General features: G+C 65.2%; 19 protein-coding genes and 1 riboswitch. Of the genes, 16 read left to right on the forward strand and 3 right to left on the reverse strand.

The annotated features are described in order from the left end of the window. Positions 1 to 9: 9 nt before the first annotated feature. The 10 genes from ABD791_RS00290 (at position 10) to ABD791_RS00335 (ending at position 11,077) form a co-directional block, all read left to right on the forward strand. Complete coding sequence (locus tag ABD791_RS00290; protein WP_425562203.1) at positions 10 to 981, forward strand: carbohydrate ABC transporter permease; 972 nt, start codon at positions 10 to 12, stop codon at positions 979 to 981. Further along, positions 978 to 1,865, forward strand: a complete 888-nt coding sequence (locus ABD791_RS00295) for a carbohydrate ABC transporter permease (protein ID WP_345061150.1) — start codon at positions 978 to 980, stop codon at positions 1,863 to 1,865. The genes ABD791_RS00290 and ABD791_RS00295 overlap by 4 nt, the downstream gene beginning before the upstream one ends. Positions 1,866 to 1,967: 102 nt before the next feature. Next, positions 1,968 to 4,967 carry a Na+/H+ antiporter subunit A gene (locus tag ABD791_RS00300; RefSeq protein ID WP_345061152.1) on the forward strand — a complete coding sequence of 1,000 codons (3,000 nt, stop codon included), beginning with the start codon at positions 1,968 to 1,970 and terminating at the stop codon, positions 4,965 to 4,967. Positions 4,968 to 5,088: 121 nt separating this feature from the next. After that, complete coding sequence (locus ABD791_RS00305) at positions 5,089 to 5,580, forward strand: sodium:proton antiporter (RefSeq protein WP_345061153.1); 492 nt, start codon at positions 5,089 to 5,091, stop codon at positions 5,578 to 5,580. Then, on the forward strand, positions 5,577 to 7,136 hold the full coding sequence (locus ABD791_RS00310) for a Na+/H+ antiporter subunit D (protein ID WP_345061154.1): 1,560 nt from the start codon (positions 5,577 to 5,579) through the stop codon (positions 7,134 to 7,136). The genes ABD791_RS00305 and ABD791_RS00310 overlap by 4 nt, the downstream gene beginning before the upstream one ends. Then, positions 7,133 to 7,729, forward strand: a complete 597-nt coding sequence (locus ABD791_RS00315; RefSeq protein WP_345061156.1) for a Na+/H+ antiporter subunit E — start codon at positions 7,133 to 7,135, stop codon at positions 7,727 to 7,729. The genes ABD791_RS00310 and ABD791_RS00315 overlap by 4 nt, the downstream gene beginning before the upstream one ends. Continuing rightward, positions 7,726 to 7,989 (forward strand): MrpF/PhaF family protein, encoded by a 264-nt coding sequence (locus ABD791_RS00320; RefSeq protein ID WP_345061158.1) that lies wholly within the window; start codon positions 7,726 to 7,728, stop codon positions 7,987 to 7,989. The genes ABD791_RS00315 and ABD791_RS00320 overlap by 4 nt, the downstream gene beginning before the upstream one ends. Next, positions 7,986 to 8,336 carry a monovalent cation/H(+) antiporter subunit G gene (gene mnhG / locus ABD791_RS00325; RefSeq protein WP_345061160.1) on the forward strand — a complete coding sequence of 117 codons (351 nt, stop codon included), beginning with the start codon at positions 7,986 to 7,988 and terminating at the stop codon, positions 8,334 to 8,336. The genes ABD791_RS00320 and mnhG overlap by 4 nt, the downstream gene beginning before the upstream one ends. Positions 8,337 to 8,374: 38 nt before the next feature. Further along, a riboswitch (ZMP/ZTP riboswitch) is annotated at positions 8,375 to 8,463 on the forward strand. A gap of 10 nt (positions 8,464 to 8,473) precedes the next feature. Beyond that, positions 8,474 to 9,775 (forward strand): serine hydroxymethyltransferase, encoded by a 1,302-nt coding sequence (glyA, locus tag ABD791_RS00330; protein WP_345061162.1) that lies wholly within the window; start codon positions 8,474 to 8,476, stop codon positions 9,773 to 9,775. Positions 9,776 to 10,192: 417 nt separating this feature from the next. Next, positions 10,193 to 11,077, forward strand: a complete 885-nt coding sequence (locus ABD791_RS00335) for a bifunctional methylenetetrahydrofolate dehydrogenase/methenyltetrahydrofolate cyclohydrolase (protein ID WP_345061164.1) — start codon at positions 10,193 to 10,195, stop codon at positions 11,075 to 11,077. Between the two features lie 242 nt (positions 11,078 to 11,319). On the opposite strand, the gene ABD791_RS00340 is transcribed toward ABD791_RS00335, so the two are convergent. Continuing rightward, positions 11,320 to 11,997, reverse strand: a complete 678-nt coding sequence (locus ABD791_RS00340; RefSeq protein WP_345061166.1) for a response regulator — start codon at positions 11,995 to 11,997, stop codon at positions 11,320 to 11,322. Continuing rightward, a complete protein-coding gene (locus ABD791_RS00345; RefSeq protein ID WP_345061168.1) occupies positions 11,990 to 13,936 on the reverse strand; it encodes a sensor histidine kinase in 1,947 nt (648 codons plus the stop codon). The genes ABD791_RS00340 and ABD791_RS00345 overlap by 8 nt, the downstream gene beginning before the upstream one ends. Positions 13,937 to 14,115: 179 nt before the next feature. Here ABD791_RS00345 and ABD791_RS00350 point away from each other — a divergent pair, with 179 nt between their 5' ends. From ABD791_RS00350 to ABD791_RS00365, 4 genes are all read left to right on the forward strand, one after another. Next, the gene (locus tag ABD791_RS00350; protein WP_345061170.1) at positions 14,116 to 15,123 is read left to right on the forward strand and encodes a Bug family tripartite tricarboxylate transporter substrate binding protein; all 1,008 of its coding nucleotides are present in this window, start codon (positions 14,116 to 14,118) and stop codon (positions 15,121 to 15,123) included. After that, the gene (locus ABD791_RS00355; RefSeq protein WP_345061172.1) at positions 15,120 to 15,623 is read left to right on the forward strand and encodes a tripartite tricarboxylate transporter TctB family protein; all 504 of its coding nucleotides are present in this window, start codon (positions 15,120 to 15,122) and stop codon (positions 15,621 to 15,623) included. Before ABD791_RS00350 ends, ABD791_RS00355 begins: the two co-directional genes overlap by 4 nt. Then, positions 15,623 to 17,248 carry a tripartite tricarboxylate transporter permease gene (locus ABD791_RS00360; protein WP_345061174.1) on the forward strand — a complete coding sequence of 542 codons (1,626 nt, stop codon included), beginning with the start codon at positions 15,623 to 15,625 and terminating at the stop codon, positions 17,246 to 17,248. Before ABD791_RS00355 ends, ABD791_RS00360 begins: the two co-directional genes overlap by 1 nt. A 235-nt stretch (positions 17,249 to 17,483) precedes the next feature. Beyond that, positions 17,484 to 20,627, forward strand: a complete 3,144-nt coding sequence (locus tag ABD791_RS00365; protein WP_345061176.1) for an InlB B-repeat-containing protein — start codon at positions 17,484 to 17,486, stop codon at positions 20,625 to 20,627. An 89-nt stretch (positions 20,628 to 20,716) separates the two neighbouring features. Here the strand turns inward: ABD791_RS00365 and ABD791_RS00370 are convergent, their stop codons facing one another. Next, on the reverse strand, positions 20,717 to 21,256 hold the full coding sequence (locus tag ABD791_RS00370) for a gamma carbonic anhydrase family protein (protein WP_345061178.1): 540 nt from the start codon (positions 21,254 to 21,256) through the stop codon (positions 20,717 to 20,719). A 220-nt stretch (positions 21,257 to 21,476) separates the two neighbouring features. Between ABD791_RS00370 and ABD791_RS00375 the strand changes: the two genes are divergently transcribed. Beyond that, positions 21,477 to 21,953: a YbaK/EbsC family protein gene (locus tag ABD791_RS00375; protein ID WP_345061180.1), complete on the forward strand. Its 477-nt coding sequence runs from the start codon at positions 21,477 to 21,479 to the stop codon at positions 21,951 to 21,953. Between the two features lie 149 nt (positions 21,954 to 22,102). Further along, positions 22,103 to 22,993 carry an ABC transporter substrate-binding protein gene (locus ABD791_RS00380; protein WP_345061182.1) on the forward strand — a complete coding sequence of 297 codons (891 nt, stop codon included), beginning with the start codon at positions 22,103 to 22,105 and terminating at the stop codon, positions 22,991 to 22,993. Positions 22,994 to 23,020 lie beyond the last annotated feature (27 nt).

The raw sequence follows: 23,020 nt of genomic DNA on the forward strand, positions 1-23,020 counted from the left end.
ATCGAAGAGATGGGCGGCGGAAAATCCCCTGCCGCCCATCGGTGGAGCCGAAAAGACCTGACCTTTGACAAGATCACGTTCATGCTCGTGTTCCTCGTCGTTCCGGTCGTCGGCTACATCATTTTCGTCGTTTCTCCGTTCGTGCAGGCGTTCTACTATTCGTTGACGGACTGGTCGGGCTTCACCCCCGGCATGAACTTCATCGGCATCGCCAACTACGGCAAACTATTCACCGACAGCACCTTCCTGACGGCGATGGGCAACAGCGTTCTTCTGGCGCTTGTCCTCCCGGTTGTCACCATCGGCCTCGCGCTGATCCTTGCGTCGCTGGTGACGGTGGGCGGGCCCAGCAGCGGACCCGTCAGGGGCCTGCGCAATTCGAGCATCTACCGGGTTGTCTCGTTCTTCCCCTACGTCATTCCGGCCATCGTGATTGGGATCATGTGGGGGCAGATCTACGACCCGAGCAGCGGCATTCTCAACGGGATACTCACCGGGCTCGGCCTCGAACAGTTCACCTCGTTTGCCTGGCTCGGCATAGAGGGCGTCGCTATGCCCGCCGTGATGTTCGTGATCGTCTGGGGGCTGGTCGGTTTCTACATGGTGCTGTTCGTCGCCGCGATCAAGGGAGTACCGGCGGAGATCTACGAAGCAGCTCGGATCGACGGGGCCGGACGGTTCCGCACGGCGATGACGATCACGATCCCACTCATCCGGGACAACATCCAGACCGCGTACATCTATATGGGAATACTGGCGCTCGACGCCTTCGTCTACATGGCCGCCTTGGAACCCGGCGGTGGTCCGGCGAACTCGACGCTCGTGATGTCGCAGCAGCTGTTCACCACGGCGTTCACGAAGGGACAGTTCGGTTACGCCTGTGCCATGGGCGTCGTCCTCGCCCTGATCACCCTCATTTTCGCCGGTGTCGTGTTCTTGGTGAACAGACTCACCGGCGGAAACAATGAGGTAGCAGAATGACAATCGACCAGAAAGCGGATGGGGCCGCCTCCGCCCCGCCAGCGAAGTCACTCTCCGCAGGCGACAAGATCGTGGGCACGGTATCGCATGGCCTTCTGACGCTGTGGACATTGATCGTCGTCCTGCCATTGCTATGGACCATCATGTCGTCGTTCAAGACGAGCAAGGAAGTCCTGCAATCTCCGTTCACACTGCCGTCGCACTGGAATTTTGACAACTATGTCAATGCCTGGTCGATCGCCGGCATCGGAACCTTCTTCGTGAATTCGATCATCGTTGTGTTCGGAGCATTGATCCTCACCATGCTCTTCGGCGCGATGTCGGCGTACGTGCTGGCCCGATTCCAGTTTCCCGGCAGTCGGGCGATTTATTATCTGATGCTCGCCGGTTTGACGTTCCCGATCTTCCTGGCGATCGTCCCTCTTTTCTTCGTGCTCCAAAGCCTCGGAGTATTGAACACGCTCCCGGGGCTCATCCTCACCTACTCGGCGTTCGCCTTTCCGTTCACCGTGTTCTTCCTTTTTTCGTTTTTCAAGTCCCTCTCCAACTCGATCGCCGAGGCTGCAGCCCTGGACGGGGCCGGCGAGTGGCGCACCTTCTTCCAGGTCATGCTTCCGATGGCGAGGCCGGGTTTGGCGACAGTGGCGATTTTGAACTTCGTCGGGCTGTGGAACCAGTTCCTCCTGCCGGTGGCATTGAACACTGACCCCAATAATTACGTGCTGACGCAAGGCATGGCCCAGTTCGCTTCGCAGGCGGGGTACTCGGTGGACTTCGGCGCCCTTTTCGCTGCCGTCGTCATTACCGTCATCCCCGTGCTGATCGTCTACCTCGTCTTCCAGCGCCAGCTGCAGGGGGCCGTCACGCAGGGAACCAACAAATAGCCGTTCGGAACACGGAGTGCATGGCCTGACTGCGCGGTGCGCCTGAACCAGCCCGGTAAACTAGAGGCGAGACAGACTGACCGACGAACGCCGGGAGGCCGCATGGCGACATTCCTCCTCGCTTTCCTGCTCATTTCGCTTCTCACACCGTTTCTGACCCGGTGGATGGGCACGCGAATCTTCTACCTGATCGCGCTGCTTCCGGCCGCGGCGTTCGGCTACACACTCACCCAAACGGCAATAGTCACCTCGGGTGGAGCGGTGACCGAGAGCATCCCGTGGATCCCTCAACTCGGAATCTCGCTGTCCTTCAGGGTCGACACACTCGCCTGGATTCTCGCCCTCGTCGTAACCGGCGTCGGCGCGCTGGTCTTGATCTACTGCGCCCGCTACTTCTCTCCGACTGAGCCGGGGCTCGGCAGGTTCGCCGCCTGCCTGCTGGCGTTCGCCGGCACAATGTACGGCCTCGTCACCGCGGACGACATCGTCGTCATGTTCATGCTCTGGGAAGTCACGAGCATTCTCTCTTACCTTCTGATCGGGCATTACACCGCCAAGCGGGAGAGCCGCGGTGCGGCGCTGCAAGCGTTGCTCGTGACGACCTTCGGCGGCCTCGTCATGCTGATCGGCGTCGTGATGATCTCGTTCGAGTCGGGCACCACGTCGATGGCGGCCATCATCGCGAACCCGGCACAGGGCACCATCGCGAACTGGGCGATTCTGCTCATGCTGGTCGGCGCCCTGTCGAAGTCGGCCCTGATCCCCTTCCACTTCTGGCTGCCCGCCGCCATGGCCGCCCCCACCCCGGTGAGCGCCTACCTGCACGCTGCCGCCATGGTCAAGGCCGGCATCTACCTGGTCGCCCGGTTCGCCCCTGGCTTCGCCGACACCCCCGGCTGGACGCCCCTGCTGGTCACCCTCGGCATCTGGACCATGCTCGTCGGCGCCTGGCGCTCGTTGCGGCAATACGATCTCAAGCTCGTTCTCGCCTACGGCACCGTCAGCCAGCTCGGCTTCTTGATGATCGTCGTCGGATTCGGCACGCGTGACTCCGCGCTCGCCGGCGTCGCGCTGCTCGTCGCCCACGCCCTCTACAAGGCCGCACTCTTTCTCGTCGTCGGCATCATCGACCATCGGGCCGGCACCAGGGACTGGCGTCACCTCTCCGGCATCGGCCGCCGGGAGCCGGCGCTCGCGATCATCACCCTGATCGTCGTGGCGTCGATGGCCGGCATCCCGCCGCTGTTCGGCTTCGTCTCGAAAGAGGCGGTATTCACCGCATTCATCGACGCAGGCCAGAGCGGAGACGGCTGGGGCTGGATCGCCCTCATCGGCACCGCGATCGGCTCGGCACTCACCGTCGCCTACAGCGCCCGTTTCTTCTGGGGAGCCTTCGCCACCCGGGCAGGGCAGAAGGACACCGTGCTGCACGCCAGCCGGTGGGACATCCAACTCGCCCCCGGCATCCTCGCTGCGGCGACCCTTCTGCTCGGTCTGCTGGCCGGCCAGGTCGACCGCTTTCTCGCGCCGTACGCCGACACCGCGCCCGGCGACGGTCACTATCACCTCGCCCTCTGGCATGGCTTTGAGCCCGCACTCGGCGTGACCGCGCTGGTGCTGCTGGCCGGCGCCGTGCTGTTCTGGTTCAGAAAACGGGTGTCGGTGCTGCAGGATGCGGTGCCGCCCTACATCGACGCCGGTCACGGCTACGGCGTGCTGATGCGGTCGATCGACCGGGCATCGGCCCGCGTGACGCACTTCGTGCAGCGCGGCGGCCTGCCGCAGTACCTGTCGACGATTCTGGTCGTCTTCGTGCTCGGCCTCGGCTTCGCCTCGCTCGTCAACCGCACCTGGCCAGACACCATCGTGCTCTGGGACTACCCGGGCCAGGTCATCATCGCCGCCATCATGGCGATCGCCGCGGTGATGGCGGCGCGCGTCGGGCAACGGATGACCGCTGTGCTGCTCGCCGGCGTCACCGGGTACGGCCTCGTCGCCCTGTTCGCGCTGCATGGCGCCCCCGATCTGGCCCTCACTCAGGCGCTCGTCGAGACGATGACCCTCGTCGTGTTCGTTCTCGTGCTGCGCCGGCTCCCTCCGCGGATCGCCGAGCACAACCGGCCGATGCACCGCAAACGCCGTGCGCTGATCGGCACCCTGGTCGGTGTGGTGATGGGCACTGTCGGCGTGATCGCTCTCGGCGCCCGCCAGGCACCGAGCATTTCGGCCGAGCTGCCCCGCCTCGCTGTCGAGCAGGGCCACGGCAACAACATCGTCAACGTGATGCTCGTCGACATCCGTGCCTGGGACACCATGGGGGAGATCTCGGTGCTCATCGTGGTGGCTACCGGTGTCGCCAGCCTGCTCTTCGTCTCTGGCCGCACCGCAGACGTGCCACGGGTGCAAGGCTCCCGCAAACTGCGGTCACGGGCGAACCGTCGCCGTGTCGTTCCCGACCCGACGGCGTCGAACGCGGGCGCCGACGTGACGCGTCAGTCCTGGCTCGTCGCCGGCAGCACACTCGCGCCGGGCAACCGCTCCATCTTGATCGAAGTGCTCGTGCGGTTGCTCTTCCACCCCGCGATCATCGTGTCGATCTACCTGCTCTTCGCGGGTCACAACGCACCAGGTGGCGGTTTCGCCGGCGGGCTGCTCGCCGGTCTCGCCCTGGTGGCGCGCTATCTCGCCGGCGGCCGTTACGAACTCGGCGAGGCTGCCCCGATCGATCCAGGAAAGATTCTCGGTCTCGGCATCTTCCTCGCGGTCGGCATGGCGATTGTTTCGCTGTTCTTCGGCGGGTTGCCGCTCGAATCCGCCTACTTCACCGCCGACGTTCCCGTGCTCGGACATCTCTCGTTCGGCACCTCGACGATCTTCGATATCGGCGTCTATCTGGTCGTCATCGGACTCGTTCTCGACATTCTGCGCAGCCTCGGCAGCGAGATCGACCGGCAGAGCGAGGTCGCACAGGCCAACGATGACGACGGCGGAAACGATGGTGCGGGCAGTGCGGATGGCGTGGGTGTCGAAAACGTGACGGCCACACCTGGCGAGCACACGGCATCCGGTGCCGGGCGCGAGACGTGGGAGGTGACCCGATGAGTGCATCGCTGACCCTCGTGATTGTGATGGCAATCCCGGTGTTAATGTGCTGCGCTGCTGGCGTCTTTGTCCTGCGTTCCACGGCATCCGGTGCCGGGCGCGAGACCTGGGAGGTGACCCGATGAGTGCATCGCTGACCCTGGTGATCGTGATGGCAATTATGTACGCGGCAGGCGTCTACGTGATGCTCGAACGCAGCCTCACCCGGGTGCTGATCGGCTTCTTGCTCGTCGGCAACGCCACCAACCTGCTGATCTTCATCATGAGCGGCCGGCCCGGCAGCTCGCCGATCGTCACCGGCACCGCCCTCGACGACTCGATGGCCGATCCGATGCCACAGGTGCTGATTTTGACCGCGATCGTGATCAACTTCGGCATCACCGCGTTGCTGCTGGCCCTGATCTACCGTTCCTGGTGGCTGGCCCGCCTCGGCGACGAGGGGGACAACGTCACCGACGAGCACGCCGACGAGACGACAGAAACGACCGAAGAGGCACTGCGCTCGTCCGCCGACGATGAGGCGGCCATCCAGGCGGTTCTTGACGCGAGTGAGAGCGAAATCGAAACCCCCGAATCCGCAGCGAACGCCACAGAAGGCGGGGTGGCCCGATGAACGTGAATGTGCTCATTCCCCTCGTTGTCACAATCCCGCTGCTCGGCGCCGGCATCACCCTCGCGCTGGGCCGCAGACGTCGGCAGCAGATCCTTGTCAGCGTTGCCTCGCTGACCGCCGTCGCGGTGATCAGCGCCATCCTTCTCGTGCTCATCGACCGTGACGGCACAGCCGTGGTGGATGTCGGCGGCTGGGCGCCGCCGTGGGGAATCGTGCTGGTCGTCGACCGGCTCTCTGCGATCATGCTGCTGATCTCGGCGCTGATGCTGCTCGGGGTGCTGATCTTCGCCGTCGGTCAGGGCATCATCGACGGAGACAGAGAGACTCCGGTCTCGATCTTCCACCCCACCTATCTGGTGTTGGCGGCCGGGCTGTTCAACGCCTTCGTCGCCGGCGACCTGTTCAACATGTATGTCGGGTTCGAGATGCTGCTCTCGGCCAGCTATGTGCTGCTGACGCTCGGTGGCACGGGTGCGCGCATCAGGGTGGGCATCACCTACATTGTGGTGAGCCTGGTCTCCTCACTCCTCTTCCTGGCCGCCATCGCCCTCCTTTACGGCGCGACCGGCACCGTGAACATCGCGCTGCTGGCCGAGCGCATTCCGGCGCTTCCGGCCGACGTGCAGCTCATTCTCAACGTGATGCTGCTTCTCGCGTTCTGCGTCAAGGCCGCGGTGTTCCCGCTGTCGTTCTGGCTACCCGACTCGTACCCGACGGCCCCGGCCCCGGTCACAGCGGTGTTCGCCGGCTTGCTCACGAAGGTCGGCATCTACGCGATCATCCGCACTCAGACGCTGCTCTTTCCTGACAGCGCTCTGACCGTGCCACTGATGGTGGCCGCCTTCCTGACGATGCTGATCGGAATTCTCGGCGCGCTCGCCCAAGCCGACATCAAGCGGCTGCTCTCCTTCACCCTGGTCAGCCACATCGGGTACATGATCTTCGGCATCGCCCTCGGCTCGCAGCTCGGCATGGCCGCCACGATCTATTACGTGGTTCACCACATCACCGTGCAGACCGGCCTGTTCCTGGTGGCCGGTTTGGTCGAACGGGTCGGAGGCACCACCTCGCTGTCACGCCTGGGCGGGATGCTCAAGGCTGCACCGTTCGTGGCCATCCTCTTCTTCGTCGGAGCGATGAACCTCGGCGGCATCCCGCCGTTCTCCGGCTTTCTCGGCAAGGTCGCGCTATTCCAGGCGGGCGTCGAATCCGGCGGCTGGCTGAACTACTTGCTCATCGCGGCCGGCGCGGCAACCAGCTTGCTCACCCTCTATGCCCTCGCCAGGGCCTGGAACATGGCGTTTTGGCGCTCGAGCGCTGAGGCAGAAGTGCGCTCCTCGCCCGAGTCGATGAAGGAAGACCCGCAGGACGAGGGTACGGTGCTGACCAAGACGGTGTCACCGCTGATGACCGGCGCGACCACTGCGATGCTCGCCCTGACTCTCGCCCTGACGATCTTCGCCGGCCCCCTCTTCGACCTGGCCTCCCGAGCGGCAGCCGACATCGAGCATCCGGCCACCTATATCGACGCCGTGTTCCCGGACGGTACGCCATGACCACACGCAGAGATCGATTCAATGCTGTGGTGAACCAACTGCCGCTTTTCATCGGGCTGGTTCTGCTCTGGATGCTGCTCTGGGGCAACTTCTCCTGGCTCAACCTGCTCACGGGGGCTGTTTTCGCCGCGGTCGTCTCCGTCGGTTTCTATCTGCCGGCCGTGCAACAGAGCGGGCGGCTGAATCCCTGGCGCCTCCTGATCTACTTCATTCGGTTGCTGGTCGACATCGTGCGGGCCTCAATCGAGGTGGCCGCGCTCGCGCTGTCGCCGCACTACAAGGCCACCAACGCGATTCTCGCGATTGAGCTCAGCACCCGCAGCGACCTCATCCTCACCTGGACGGCCGTGTCGACATCCATTGTTCCCGGCTCGATTGTGATCGACATCGACCGCGTCAGTTCGACGCTGTATCTGCACGTGCTGAACATGCACAACTCAGAGGAGACCGAGAAGTTTCGCCGTTCCGTGCTCGCGACCGAGCGGCGTATCGTGTTGGCACTCGGCTCACGGGAAGACGTGAAACGGTTGCGTTCAAAGCCGCACGACCGCGAGGGCTGGAAGCCAGGAGAACCACGGGGAGGATCCTCATGACCATCGTTGCAATCATCACCGGGGTGCTGCTCGGCGCGGCCGGACTCTGCTCGGTCTACCGCATCGTGCGCGGGCCGTCGGTGCTCGACCGCGTGATCGCCGCCGACGTGCTCGTGGCCACGATCATGTGTGCGCTCGGCGCCGATATGGCGTTCAACAATCACACCGACACGCTTCCGGTGCTGCTGGTTCTCGCCCTGTTCGGTGTGCTCGGCTCGATCTCGGTCGCCCGCTTTCTGCCCCGTCAGGACAGCGCATGAACGACGACACGATCCGCGATGTCGCGACGGCCATCCTGGTGCTGCTCGGTGCCCTGATGTGCTTCGCCGCCGGCATCGGTCTGCTTCGTTTTCCTGACGTGCTCAGCCGGCTGCACGCCGCCACCAAGCCGCAGATTTTCGGGCTGATGGCCATCACAGCGGATGTCGCGATCAACAATTTCTCGGTCGGCACCGTCACTCTCGTGGTCGCCATCGTCGGCTTCCAGGCCTTGACCGCACCGATGTCGGCCCACCTGGTCGCCCGCGCGGCCTACGACACGCAGCACTTGCGCACCGACCTGCTCATCGTCGACGAGATGGGTCCGCGGCGCAGCGCCGGAGGCTGATCAGCTGCTGAGCGACGTGCCCGCCGCGGCTGATAGGCTGAGCGCGTCGCAACTGGCGTAGCACGAAGATGGGTCACCATCGGGGAGCGACTGACACGGTTAGTGGCCGCGCGCCTGGGCCACGACATCCATTTCGAATGTCTAAGGAGACCTCCGTGTCCACGCAACCAACTAACACCTTCAACGAGCCCCTCGAGGTCGTTGACCCCGAGATCGCGGCAGTTCTCGAGCAGGAGCTCGGACGCCAGCGCGACTACCTCGAGATGATCGCGAGCGAGAACTTCGTGCCGCGCGCCGTGCTGCAGTCCCAGGGCTCGGTTCTCACCAACAAGTACGCAGAGGGCTACCCGGGACGCCGATACTACGGCGGCTGCGAGTACGTCGATGTGGCTGAGCAGCTCGCCATCGACCGTGCCAAGTCCCTGTTCGGCGCCGAGTACGCCAACGTTCAGCCGCATTCCGGAGCCACCGCCAACGCGGCAGTGCTCTCGGCGATCGCGACGCCGGGCGACACCATCCTGGGCCTCGAACTCGCCCACGGTGGTCACCTCACCCACGGCATGAAGCTCAACTTCTCTGGCAAGCTCTACAACCCGGTTGCCTACGGCGTCGACCCGGAGACCTTCCGTGTCGACATGGATGTCGTGCGCGACAAGGCCCTCGAGCACAAGCCGCAGGTCATCATCGCCGGCTGGTCGGCATACCCGCGTCACCTCGACTTCGCCGCATTCCGCGCCATCGCCGACGAGGTCGGCGCCAAGCTCTGGGTCGACATGGCTCACTTCGCCGGACTCGTCGCCGCCGGCCTGCACCCGTCGCCGGTTCCCTATGCCGATGTCGTGTCGAGCACCGTGCACAAGACCCTCGCAGGCCCCCGCTCAGGTTTCATCCTTTCCCGTGACATGGAGCTGGCCAAGAAGCTCAACTCCAACGTCTTCCCCGGCCAGCAGGGAGGGCCGCTCATGCACGTCATCGCCGCCAAGGCGACGGCGTTCAAGCTGGCCGCGACCGCTGAATTCAAGGACCGCCAGGAGCGCACCCTGCGCGGTGCCAGCATCCTGGCCGACCGTCTGACCGCCGACGACTCGAAGGCCGGCGGCGTCGACGTGCTCACCGGTGGCACCGATGTGCACCTGGTGCTCGCCGATCTGCGCAACTCGCCGATCAACGGCCAGCAGGCCGAAGACGCGTTGCACGCGGTCGGAATCACGGTCAACCGCAACTCGGTTCCGTTCGACCCGCGCCCGCCGATGGTCACCAGCGGCCTCCGCATCGGCACCCCGGCCCTGGCCACGCGTGGTTTCGGCGATGCCGAGTTCACCGAGGTCTCCGACGTCATCGCCGAGGCTCTCAAACCGGACGCCGACATCCAGGGTCTGCGCGCCCGTGTCAAGGTTCTGACCGACGCGTTCCCGCTCTACACCGGTCTGCACCAGTAGTAGTCGGAAGGGGGCGGCCGGAATTCTCCGGCCGACCCTCCTTCCCTCCGGCCTTCTCCTCTCCACTTCCCGTTCCCTACTCCGCGCATCCGCTCTCGTCTGTTTTTTCCCCATTCGACGGAGATTTTTTGGATCTTGCCGCTCTGAGCGCTCTCACACCGGCGTGTCGTCGATAATCTCCGTCGAATGGGCGGGGACTGCGGGCGGCAAGAGACCCGAGAGCAGGAATTGCTCAGCCCGGGCAACCGTCCCTCACTTCGGAGATTCTGTCCGACGTGGTAGACCAGAGCAGGCGACGACTGGGCGGAGCTTCGACGATTCAGAAATTCTCCGTAGTTCGGCACAGGATGCCTGGGCTCGGGACCCGCGCATGACGCACACAACGCGCACCGCGGGCACAACAGAACGGAACACACTATGACGGCAATTACCCTCGACGGCGTCGCCACCGCAACAGCGGTCAAGACCGAGCTGGCCGCGCGCATCACCGCGCTGAAGGCCCAGGGAATCACCCCCGGACTCGGCACGCTGCTGGTCGGCGACGACCCGGGCTCCCGCTCCTATGTCGCGGGCAAGCACCGCGACTGCGCCGAGGTCGGCATCGAGTCGATCCGCGTCGACCTCCCGGCCACGGCCACCGACGCCGACGTGCGCGCGGCGATCGACGAGCTCAACGCGAACCCGGCCGTCACCGGTTACATCGTGCAGCTTCCCCTGCCGAAGGGCCTCGACGAGCACGCTGCCCTCGAAGCGATCGACCCGGCAAAGGATGCCGATGGTCTGCACCCGACGAACCTCGGTCGGTTGGTGCTCGGCATCGAAGGCGAACTGCACTCGCCGCTGCCGTGCACACCGGCCGGCATCGTCGAGATGCTGCAGCGCTACAACGTTCCGATCAGCGGCAAGCACGTGACCGTCGTCGGCCGCGGCCTGACCGTCGGGCGCCCGCTCGGTTTGCTCTTCACCCGCAAGGGCCTCGATGCCACCGTCACCCTGACGCACTCCCGCACGGTCGACCTGGCTGCCGAGGTACGCCGCGCCGACATCGTCGTGGCCGCGGTCGGGGTCGCCCACCTGATCAAGCCCGAATGGATCAAGCCGGGCGCTGCCGTGCTCGATGTCGGAATCACGCGCGTGCAAGACGAAGAGACCGGCAAAGGAAAGCTGACCGGAGATGTCGACCCGGCTGTCGCATCCGTCGCCGGCTATCTCTCGCCGAACCCGGGCGGGGTCGGCCCGATGACGCGAGCGATGCTGCTCAGCAATGTGGTGGATGCGGCGGAGCGCGCTCTCACCCGCTAGTCATTCTCGCCCGCTCGCCGGATGACCCGATACCTCCATCTCGCGAGGCCGCGCTTCGCGAGCCCGTGTCGCGAGCCCGCTTCGTGAGCCCGTGTCGCGAGCCCGTGTCGCGAGCCCGCGTTGTGACGCCCGTGTCGCGAGCATTCGCCGAGTTTGACACTTGCGGTCGACTTTCCCCGGCACACCAGGGGAACTCGACCGCAATGGTCAAACTTGGCGGGACTTGGCGGGACTTGACGGGGCTAGATGGGGCGGGAGGCGTAGCGTCGCTGCGGGCGGCCGGTTTGGCCGTAGCGCAGAGTCACGGTGGCCTGACCGGTGAGCACGAAGTGCTCCAGGTACTTGCGGGCGACGACCCGGGAGAGACCGAGCGCCTCTGCACACTCCGACGCCGCGACATCCGGCGCACTGTCGCTGAGCGAGCGCGCGACGAGCAACGAGGTCTCTTTGCTCAGACCCTTGGGAAGCGCGGGCGGCGCCGACAGAGTCCCCGACGTTCCGAGCGCCAGATCGAGGTCACTCTGGCTGAGGTCGCCGGGGCGCCCGAGCAAGCGTCGGCGCTCGGAGTAGACCGTCAGGCGGGAGAGGAGTTCCTCCACCTTGAACGGTTTGAGCAAGTAACTCGCGATCCCGCCTTGCAGGGCGGCGCTGATCGTCTCGGCCTCCCGGGCGGCGCTCAGCACGATGAAGTCCAGATCGTTGCCGCGCGACCTGGCGTGACGGATGACGTCGAGCCCGGTCATATCCGGCAGATAGATGTCGAGGAGCACGAGGCGCGGGCACAGCGCGGCAATGGCGGCAAGCGCCTCGGCGCCGGTATGGGCGACTCCGACCACGCGGTAGCCTGCCACCTGCTCGACAACGCGTTCGTGCGCGCGGGCAACCATGAAATCGTCGTCGACGACGAGTACGTCAAGCATGCGTCGTCCCATTCAGAGCGAGAGTCCTGGTGTACTCGGGCAGCGACTGCGACCGCGACTGCGGCGGCGTCAGCGTCGGGGGCAACACCGGTGCCGGCGTTACGGCTAGAGCCGGCAATACGGCTTCGAACACCGTTCCGTGGCTGTGCCGGTAATCGACGGTGCCGCCGCGACGGGTCGCGACCAGCCTGACGATCGCGAGGCCGTAGCCGTGAGTGGCGCTGTCGTTGTGGGCACCATCGTGATTGGCACCGTCGACACTGGCACGGGAAACCCCACCGGAGCTCGGATCCCCGACCAACGGCCGCTTAGAAGTTACCCCCGCCTCGAACAGGTGGCCGAGCAGCGCGGGCTGGATGCCGGGGCCGCTGTCCGACACCATCACATGCACCTCGGAAACCGGGGTCTCGGCGACAGGGGTCTCCTCAACCGGAGCGTCGTCATCGGCGGGCTCACCACCCACCGTACGGATGTCCAACGTGACCACCCGGGTCGCCGCGCCGGTCACCGCGTCGAGTGCGTTGTCGACCAGGTTGCCGATGACCGTGACGAGATCCGCGCCGAGCAGAGAATCAACACGAGGAAGCGCGGAGCCCGGACTCAGCGTCAGTTCAGCGCCGCGTTCTCGAGCGAGGGAGGCCTTCGCAATCACGAGTGCGGCGACCGACGGTTCTAACACCCGCGTCAGCACGTCACGATCGAGCTCGGAGCGATCCCGGGTGACCGTGTCGATGTAGTCGACCGCCGCGTCAGCATCCCCGAGCTGGATCAGCATCGAGATCGTGTGAAGCCGGTTGGCGAACTCGTGGGTCTGGGCGCGGAGCGTATCGGTGACCTGCTTGCTGCTGCCCAGGTCGCGTTGCAGGGTGACCAGCTCGGTGCGGTCGCGCAGCGTCGTGACGACTTCTGGAATTGAGTTCGGTGGCCGAATCGTGGTTTGGTTCAACACCAGCAGCATCCCATTGTTGACCAGGGCGGCGTCGCTGACCAGCGTTCGATGCGAACGCAAGGCGAGTACCGCCTCCGCGTCGAGCCCGACGTCGTCTATTGAACGGCCCTCTGCGTCGTCGGGGAGGCTCAACAACGCGTGGGCGCTGTCGTTGGCGAGAGTGATGACGCCATCGGCATCGACGGCGATCACCCCTTCACGGATGCCGTGAAGCATCGCCTCTCGATGTTCGGCAAGGCGCGCGATCTGTTCTGGCTCGAGGCCGAGGGTCTGACGCTTCACCCTGGCGGCCAGCCACCAGGAGCCTGCAGCGCCGAGTATTCCTGCGACGCCCAAGTAGGTGAGCAGATTTGGTGCGGCAGCGGCGAGCAGCCCGGAGAGCGGAGGCATTCGGCGCCCCGCGATGATCATTCCGACGAGGTGGCCCGCGTTGTCGAGAATGGGAACCCGGGCGACAACATGGTCGATGTTGCCGATCGGTGCCACGCCGGCCCAGGCGCCGTCGGAATCGGCGCCCGACGTGTCGATGGGACCGGAGGGGTGCACGGTACTGCCCAGCAGACGCGGGTCGGCGGGGGAAGCAAGCACCCGGCCATCGGCAGTCGTCACGAGCAGCTCGTCGACTCCGGTCGTGGTACGCAGCGACTCGACAGGGCCTGCCAATCGCTGGTTGGCGGCTTCGACACCGTCGAGTCCGTCGGAGGGGCCGATGGTGTGTGGCGCGGCGAGTCCGGCATTTGTCGAGAGGATGCTGCGCAGAAGCGGGTTGGCGGCTGAATATTCGGCGACCGCGAGCATCCGTCGTTGCTGCACCGAGTTGAAGCTCGTGTTGGTCTGCTCAAGAGAGATCGCGGTGACTGCGACGAGCACGATCGCCAGGAGGCTGAGCTGAAAGAGAAGGAGTTGGCGGGTGAGGCTGAGCCTGGTCCGAATGCGGCCCGATGCGGGTGAGGGAGACGGCGAGGGCGGGCGAAGCACTTGCGTATGCACATGCCCTCCAGATTGGTCGTCGTTGGCCCCCTGAAATAGTCCCTCACAATGGGGGAGAAGCAAAACCGGTCACAAGCTACACAACGTTCGCTATGACCATAAGTTGTGCCTCTGGTGCACCCCATGCGCATCATAGCCAGGGTCAGCAACGAGGCAGACCGTGAAACCAGAGGATCACAATGAGAAAACCAGCAATGACGCGGCGCCTCATCGGCACAACAGTTTTGGCTTCGAGCATGGTGCTCATCCTGAGCGCGTGCGGTGTCACCAGTGCCGCCGCACCCGTCGCCGACAGCGGCCCGATCAAGAACCTTCAGGTCATGGTTCCCAACGCTCCCGGCAGCGGCTATGACGTCACTGGACGAGCCGCGGTGCGCGTCATGGATGAAATTGGAATCACCTCAGGCACCGAGGTCACCAACCTCGCAGGGGCCGGCGGCACTGTCGGGCTCGCCCGCACGCTGACCGAGAAGGGCAACGCGAATTTTCTCCTTGTGATGGGACTCGGTGTCGTTGGCGCCGCGTACACCAACGAAGGCGACGCCACGATTGCTGAGGCAACGCCGATCGCCCGCCTGATCGAAGAGGCCGGGGCCATCTTCGTGCCGACAAACTCTCCGTACCAGACCCTCGACGACCTGATCGTCGCCTGGAAGGCCGACCCTGCTGCGTTCCCGGTCGGCGGCGGATCATCACCGGGTGGTCCTGACCATCTGCTGCCGATGCAGCTGGCGGATGCCGTCGGCATCGACGCGTCGAAGGTCAACTATGTCGCGTATGACGGCGGAGGCGAACTGCTGCCCGCCGTACTCGGCGGCAAGCTCCAGTTCGCGGCATCTGGCTACGGCGAGTTCCTCGAACAGGTCAAGTCTGGCGATCTGCGAGTCCTCGCCGTGACCAGCGAAGAGCGCGTTCCTGTGATCGACGCCCCGACACTGACCGAGGAAGGTGTTGACCTCGTCTTCACCAACTGGCGCGGGCTTCTCGCGGCGCCGGGACTCAGCAAGACCGAACAAGCCAGGCTCGTCACCGCAGTGACAGAGATGCACGACAGCAAGGAATGGGCGAAGGTACTGAAGGACAACGGCTGGACCGACGCGTTCCTCACCGGAGAAGCATTCGAATCCTTCCTCACCGAGCAGGACTCACGGGTCTCGACAGTTCTGACGAACCTGGGATTGGTGTGACCTCTCTTCGCACCCTGATGCGCGGCCGCTCCGAGCTCGGTGTTGCGGCCGGACTCGGGGTGACCGCACTCGTCGTTGCGATCGATGCTGCGAACATCCGCCACACCGCCATCAGCTCGGGGGTGATGGGCCCGCAGGTCGTGCCGGCCATCATCGCCATCGGGTTGGCGCTGAGCGCGATCGCGCTCACCGTCACGGTGCTGCGTGGCGGACACGGTGAGCAGGAAGACGGAGAAGACATCGATCTGTCGCAGGGCGCACACTGGCCGACACTGCTCGGACTCGGCGGGCTGATCCTGCTCACGGCGTTGCTGATGAACATCCTCGGCTTCGTCATCTCGAGCGCGCTGCTCTTCTTCGGGGCGTCGGTCCTGCTCGGGTCGCGCCGCTACGTTCTGAGCCTGCTCATCGGCGCCGCGCTTGCCGTGGCGACCTTCTACGGTTTTGTGCTCGGCCTCGGCATTCCATTGCCGGCCGGGCTGCTGACAGGAATTCTCTGATGGATAATCTCGCCCTGCTGATGCAGGGATTCACCAACGCGCTCACGCTCGACAATCTGCTGTTCGCGCTGATCGGTGTATTACTCGGCACCGCGGTCGGCGTTCTGCCCGGCATCGGACCGGCAATGACGGTTGCGCTGCTGCTGCCGCTTACCTACGCGCTCGACGTGACCGGCTCGCTCATCATGTTTGCCGGGATCTACTACGGCGGCATGTATGGCGGATCGACGACGTCGATTCTGCTCAATACGCCGGGGGAGTCGTCCTCGGTCGTCACCGCCCTCGAGGGCAACAAGATGGCGAAGGCCGGTCGAGGCGCTCAGGCGCTCGCGACCGCCGCAATCGGCTCATTTGTGGCCGGAACGATCGCCACCGGCGCGCTCGTGTTTGTTGCCCCGTTTATTGTCTCGATCGCGATCAGCCTCGGTGCCCCCTCTTACTTCGCCATGATGGTCTTCGCGTTCATCGCAGTGAGCACCGTGCTCGGTTCCTCCCGCATTCGCGGCATCGCTTCGCTATTCATCGGGCTGACGATCGGCCTCGTCGGCATGGATGGCACGAGTGGTCAGCCGCGGTTGACGTTTGGTCAGCCGCTGTTGGCTGGCGGAATCGACGTCGTCGTCATTGCCGTCGCTCTGTTCGCAGTAGGGGAGGCGCTCTGGATCGCAGCTCACCTGCGCCAGGGCAAGCCTGCGACGATTCCGGTTGGTGTGCCGTGGATGGCCAAGGAGGACTGGAAACGAAGCTGGAAACCGTGGCTGCGCGGCACGGTGATCGGATTCCCCTTCGGTGCGATTCCGGCGGGAGGGGCGGAGATTCCCACCTTCTTGTCGTACGCCGCCGAGAAGAGGCTGTCGAAGCATCCTGAAGAGTTTGGGCACGGCGCCATCGAGGGTGTGGCCGGGCCGGAGGCCGCGAACAACGCATCGGCGGCAGGAACGCTCGTGCCGCTGTTGACGCTGGGTCTGCCGACGACGGCAACGGCTGCAGTGATGATCGCTGCGTTCAACCAGTACGGGATTCACCCGGGGCCGCTTCTCTTCACGACCGAGCCGGTGCTCGTTTGGACGCTGATCGCGAGCCTGTTCATCGGCAACGCCCTGCTGCTCGTGCTCAACCTGCCGCTCGCACCGTTCTGGGCCAAGCTGCTGCGCATCCCGAGGCCGTACCTCTATGCAGGCATCCTGTTCTTTGCCACGCTCGGTGCGTATGCGGCAGGGCTACAGGCCATGAACATTGTGATTCTGCTGCTCGTCGGATCTCTCGGCTATGTGGCACGGCGCTACGGGTTTCCCGTGCTCCCCATCATCGTCGGCGCCATCCTCGGCCCGGAGATGGAGCGGCAGTTGCGCCGGGCGTTGCAGATCAGCTCCGGCGACCCCGCAGCGCTGGTGAGCGAGCCCCTCGCGGTCGTGCTCTATACAGTCATCGTGGTGTTCCTCGTCGTGCCGCCCCTGGCTCGGACGCTCCGCAACAGGATGGGCGATCGCGCGAACGGCGAGGGACCAGCTGCCAGGCCTTCAGTCGACACCGTGACTGGGCCTGCCGGGAGTTCCGAGACGAGCGATTCAGCGGATGGCTCTGCGTCGAGCCCCGTAGACAAGCCGGACTCGCTCGTTCACTGATGCCGTCGGTGCTCCGCGCCGAGCCGGCGTGAACCTCCATCCCGCGCCGAGTTTGACACCTGCGGTCGACTTTCCCCGGCGCACCGGGGTACTTCGACCGGAACGGTCAAACTCGGCGAGGTCGGGGTGGCGCCCCGGCCCGGCTGGGTTGTGAAGTAGGTACCTAGCTACGTGTTCGAAATTTGCTCACACGAATAACCTCCTCAGAGTCCTGATGATTCTGGGGGAAACCTACATGCTCGCTTCACGCCCGACGATGCCGTCCGACCGGCGCTCGACGCCGCTCAGAACGGCGACCACCGCCGTAGTCACTGCCCTCGCTCTCGTCGCCGTCAGCCTCACCGTCCCGCCGGCGTCGACGGCATCCGCGGCCGGACTCATCGACAGCCCCGCCAGTTTGGCTGCCGCCTTCGCAGCCGGGGGAACAGTGACCCTGGACGCGAGCATTTCGGTCTCTGCCACTGACCCCATTGCTGTACCAGCGAACACGAGCGTCACACTCAACCTGAACGGCAAGAAGCTCGTCTTGCAGGGGGCAGGCACCCGCGCAGGCCTCCAGGTGCCAGACTCCGCCGCACTGACCATCTCGGATGCCGTCGGTGGCGGCGAACTCACCGCGACGGGTGGGCCATCGGGCGCGGGAATCGGCGGCAACCAGGGAAGCGCAAGCGGATCGATCTCGATCGCCAGCGGAACCGTCACGGCGAGCACGCTCTACTATGCCGCTGGCATCGGTGGCGGCAATGGCGGCGCGAACGGAAAGGTCAAAATTACCGGGGGAACGGTGAAGGCGACGGGTGGCCTACGCTCCGCAGCGATCGGCGGTGGCATGAACGGAGCCGGTGGAACCGTTGAGATTACCGGTGGCACGGTCACCGCGACCGCAGGAATGTCCGGTGCGGGTATCGGTGGTGGCGAGCTGGGTGCAGGCGGAAACATCACGGTGTCCGCAGGTACGGTGACGGCGAGCGGTGGTTCGCGTGGCGCTGGAATCGGCGGAGGCACCGAACGTTCCGGCGGCATCGTGCAGATATCTGGCGGCATCGTCACTGCGCAGGGTGGCGACTCCGCTGCGGGAATCGGCGGCGGCTACATGGGGGCCGGCGAGACTGTTGCGATCACCGGCGGCACCGTTTTCTCGACCGGCGGCTATGCGGGCGCGGCCATCGGCGGCGGCTTCGGCCAACACGGAGCAACGGTCACCATCGCAGGCGGCGCGAACGTCACCGTCGCAGCCAATACCCAGTCGCCTATGCAATCTGTGTTCGGCGGCGGCAACGGTATTTCCGATTTCGGGTCTCTGTCCAACGCCGGTGTCCTCACCATCGGTTCGGGCGCCAGGCTTACGGTTCCGGCCGCGAACACGGTGCAGAACGGTGGGGTGATTCGAAACCTCGGCACGATTTCTCTGAACGGCATGATCAACAACTCCGGACGCATCATCACCGCCCAGGGCGCGGTCAACCCGGCGACCAATGTGGCAGGGCGCAGCTTTGCCGTCACGTTCAATGCAGACCCGGTTGCTGTGCCTGGTCTGCGAGTTTTCGCGAGCACGCTCACCGACGCGGAAATGTCGCTCCCACCTGCGCCCACCCGGCTCGGATACCTCTTCGGCGGCTGGTTCACCGCCCCGACCGGCGGCACGGCCTGGGGCGTCGGCACGACGATCAGCGGTAACACCACGGTGTACGGCCGCTGGACGGCTGACCCGAGAACCGTGTCGTTCGATGCTCAGGGCGGGTCCAGTGTCGCCGCCGTCGTCACCAACAATGGGTTTGTCATCACGGCTCCGACCGCGCCCACGCGGGACGGCTATCGCTTTCTGGGTTGGTTCACGGCCACCACCGGTGGCACGGCATGGAACTTCGACGCGCCCGTCACCACAAATGTCACCGCCTTTGCCCGATGGGTCGAGACGCGCAGTGTGACCTTCGATACGCAGGGTGGAACTGTTGTCGATTCCGTCACAACGGATGTCGGCACCGCCATTCCAGCGCCCAGCTCACCGACGCGCACCGGGTACCGTTTTCTCGGCTGGTTCACTGCGGCATCCGGGGGCTCCGCGTGCAACTTCAACGCAGCCGTCACCGCGAATGTCACCGCCTACGCCCAGTGGGTCAAGGTCCGCACGGTGACGTTCGATGCTCAGGGTGGAACCGCAGTCGCACCGGTCCGAACCGATACTGATGTTGCCATCCCCGAACCAGGCGCCCCCTCGCGAACCGGGTACGCCTTCGGCGGGTGGTTCACCGCTCCCATCAACGGCACCGCTTGGATGTTCACGGCCCCCATCACGGCGGATGTCACGCTCTATGCCGGCTGGACCGCGGAGAAGCGCGTCGTCACGTTCGATGCGCAGGGCGGCAGCGCGGTTGCCGCCGTGAGCACCGACTACGACACCCCGATCGAGGCACCGGTTGTTCCGAAGCGCACGGGCTACACCTTTGTGGGATGGTTCACAGCGGCGTCGGGTGGCACGGCGTGGAACTTCGACGCATCCGTCAGAACGGATGCCATGGCGTTCGCCCGCTGGACGGCAGACCCGCGCACGGTCAGTTTCGATGCACGCGGTGGTAGCGCTGTCGCCGCGGTGGTCACGACGTATGACGCGATCATCAAGGCTCCGACCGCGCCAAAGCGCACGGGCTACACCTTTGCGGGCTGGTTCACGGCGGCGTCGGGTGGCACGGCGTGGAAGTTCACGGCGCCGGTGACCGCGAATGTGAAGGTGTACGCCCACTGGACCGGGGAGAAGCGCACGATCACATTCGATGCACGCGGTGGCAGCGCCGTCGCCACGGTCGCGACCGCATATGGCGCCATCATCAAGGCGCCGGCAGCACCGGAGCGCAGTGGCTATGTCTTCGCGGGTTGGTTCACGAAGGCGTCGGGTGGCACCGCGTGGAAGTTCTCCGCACCGGTGACCGCGAACGTGAAGCTGTATGCCCACTGGTTGGTGAAGCGCACGGTGACGTTTGACTCACGCGGTGGCAGCGCGGTTGCTGCGGTCAGTACCGGGTCGGGCAAGGTCATCAAGGCGCCGGCAGCACCGAAGCGCAGTGGCTATGTCTTCGCGGGTTGGTTCACGAAGGCGTCGGGTGGCACGGCGTGGAAGTTCTCCGCACCGGTGACCGCGAACGTGAAGCTCTACGCACACTGGCTGGTGAAGCGCACGGTGACGTTTGACTCACGCGGTGGCAGCGCGGTTGCTGCGGTCAGTACCGGGTCAGGCAAGGTCATCAAGGCTCCGGCAGCACCGAAGCGCAGCGGCTATGTCTTCGCGGGTTGGTTCACGGCGGCGTCGGGTGGAACAGCCTGGAAGTTCTCCGCACCGGTGACCGCGAACGTGAAACTCTACGCACACTGGACCAAGCAGTAGCCCGCTCAAGCCGTGAGGTGCCAACTTTTGCTCGTGCGCGACGCGCCCAACTAGCCAAAGTTGGCACCTCACGGCAGGGGTATGACGGGTCAGGCGGGGGTGGCGTGCGCGTGCAGTGCCGCGTGGGCGAGGTAGTGCTCGGCATTCAAGCGGATGCCCGCGATCTCGTCGTCGGTCAGCTCGCGACGCACCTTGGCCGGCACCCCGGCGACGAGCGAGCCCGGCGGAACGATCGTGCCCTCAAGCACCAGCGCGCCGGCCGCAACGAGCGAACCGGCGCCGATGACCGCGCCGTTCATGATCGTGGCGGACATGCCGACGAGCACCGAGTCTTCGATTGTGCAACCGTGCAGAACCGCGCCATGCCCGACCGAGACATCCGCTCCGATCGTGAGCGGGTAGCCGCGGTCGACGTGGCAGGAGACGTTGTCTTGCAGGTTCGAGCCGGCGCCGAGTGTGATCGGCTCCGCTTCGGCGCGCAGCACGGCGTTGTACCAAACGCTGGAGCGTTCGTCGAGGATGACCTGACCGACGACCACGGCACCGGGGGCGACGAAGGCCGACTCCGCGACGACGGGCGCCGGCAGATTCGGCAGAGACAGGATGCGGGCGGAGGAATCGATGGCCATGCGTGCCAGCCTATCGCTGGGTCGGGAAGCGAGGCGATGCGGGATATTCGCTCAGAACTCGGCCCGTCGGACGCCGAGTTTGACAGAAGCGGTCGACTCTCCCCGGCGCACCAGGGGAACTCGACCGCAACCGTCAAACTCGGCGGGCTGGTGCACTCTGGGAATCAGTTTGGGGGCGGCGACGCGGCACCGGCTGGGGGCACTCATCTAGGCTTCTCGCATGGTGAACACAGCGCATCCCGCCGTCGACCGCGTGCGCGCGGCGCTCGACGCGTTCGGCCTGGCCCCCGACATCCGTTGGTTCGATGACGCCACTCCGACGGCTCAGGCCGCCGCCGCGGCGCTCGGCATCGAGGTGGGCGCCATCGCCAACTCCCTCATCTTCACCCTCGACGGGGCGCCGCTGCTCGTGCTCACGTCCGGCGCCCACCGGGTCGACACCGCCTGGCTCGGCGAGCAGTTGGGCGGCACGATCAAGCGGGCGTCCGCCGACACGGTGAAGGATGCGACGGGCCAGGTGATCGGAGGGGTCGCGCCCATCGGGCATCCGTCACCGATCCGCACGCTCGTCGATCTGGCGCTCGCCGACTATCCAACGGTGTGGGCCGCTGCCGGTCACGCGCACACCGTCTTCCCGACCTCGTTTGATGAGCTAGTGCGGATCACGGGTGGGCAACCGGTCGCCGTCGCTCCCTGACGCGAAATCAGACGCTTGGCAGGTTCTCACAAGCAGACCCCGCCCACTTCATCCGTTTGTCTATAGAGCGTGACTCAGCGCGAATCTAGGCTCACCGTACTTGCACCGGTTCCGAGCATCACAGATGAACAACTGACAAAGGATGATCAATGCGCGCTCGACATGTATTGCCCGTATTCGCAGCCCTGGGCGCACTGCTTCTCACCGGCTGTGTCGACAACTCAGCACCGACTGGCGCGGAGACCACAGCCCCCGTTGCCAACGGCGTCAACGCCGATGCTGTCGCGCTGCTTCCCCAGGATGTTGCCGACTCCGGCAAGCTGGTCATCGGTACCAGCCCGAACTACGCGCCCAACGAGTTCAAGAACGACGCCGGCGAACCGATCGGCTGGGCGATGGAAATGAGCACCGCTCTCGCCGAGACTCTCGGCCTGAAGCCAGAGTTCACCATCGCCCGCTTCGAGACGATCATCCCCGGCATCGTCGGCGGCAGCATCAACGCAGGGGTGTCGTCCTTCACCGACAACGCCGAGCGCCAGAAACAGGTCGACTTCGTCAACTACTACGTGGCCGGCATCCAGTGGGCGTCGCCGAAGGGAAAGGATGTCGACCCCGACAACGCCTGCGGGCTCACTGTCGCGGTGCAGGCCACCACCTACCAGGACACCGATGAGATTCCGGCGAAGAGTGAGGCTTGTGTCGCAGCCGGCAAGGCAGCGATCAACAAGCTGCCATTCGACACTCAGGATGCCGCAGCCAACGCAGTCGTGCTCGGCCAGGCCGATGCGTTCACCGCTGACTCGCCCGTCACCCTCTACGCCATTTCAAAGCTGGACGGCAAGCTGCAGACCGCCGGAGAGACGTTCGACGCCGCGCCATACGGGATCGCCGTCGCGAAGGATTCCGGCATGGCTGAAGCCGTGCAGGCCGCACTGCAGTCGATGGTGGATGACGGTTCGTACACCAAGATTCTTGACGCCTGGGGAGTAGCCGACGGTGGGCTGGAGACGATCACCATCAACGCCGGCGGAAAGAGCTAGCAACACGCTGGCGGGGGAGGAGCCGGT

Origin of the sequence: Glaciibacter kafniensis, assembly GCF_039538945.1 — a bacterium.
In the GTDB taxonomy this organism is placed as follows: Bacteria; Actinomycetota; Actinomycetes; order Actinomycetales; family Microbacteriaceae; genus Cryobacterium; species Cryobacterium kafniensis.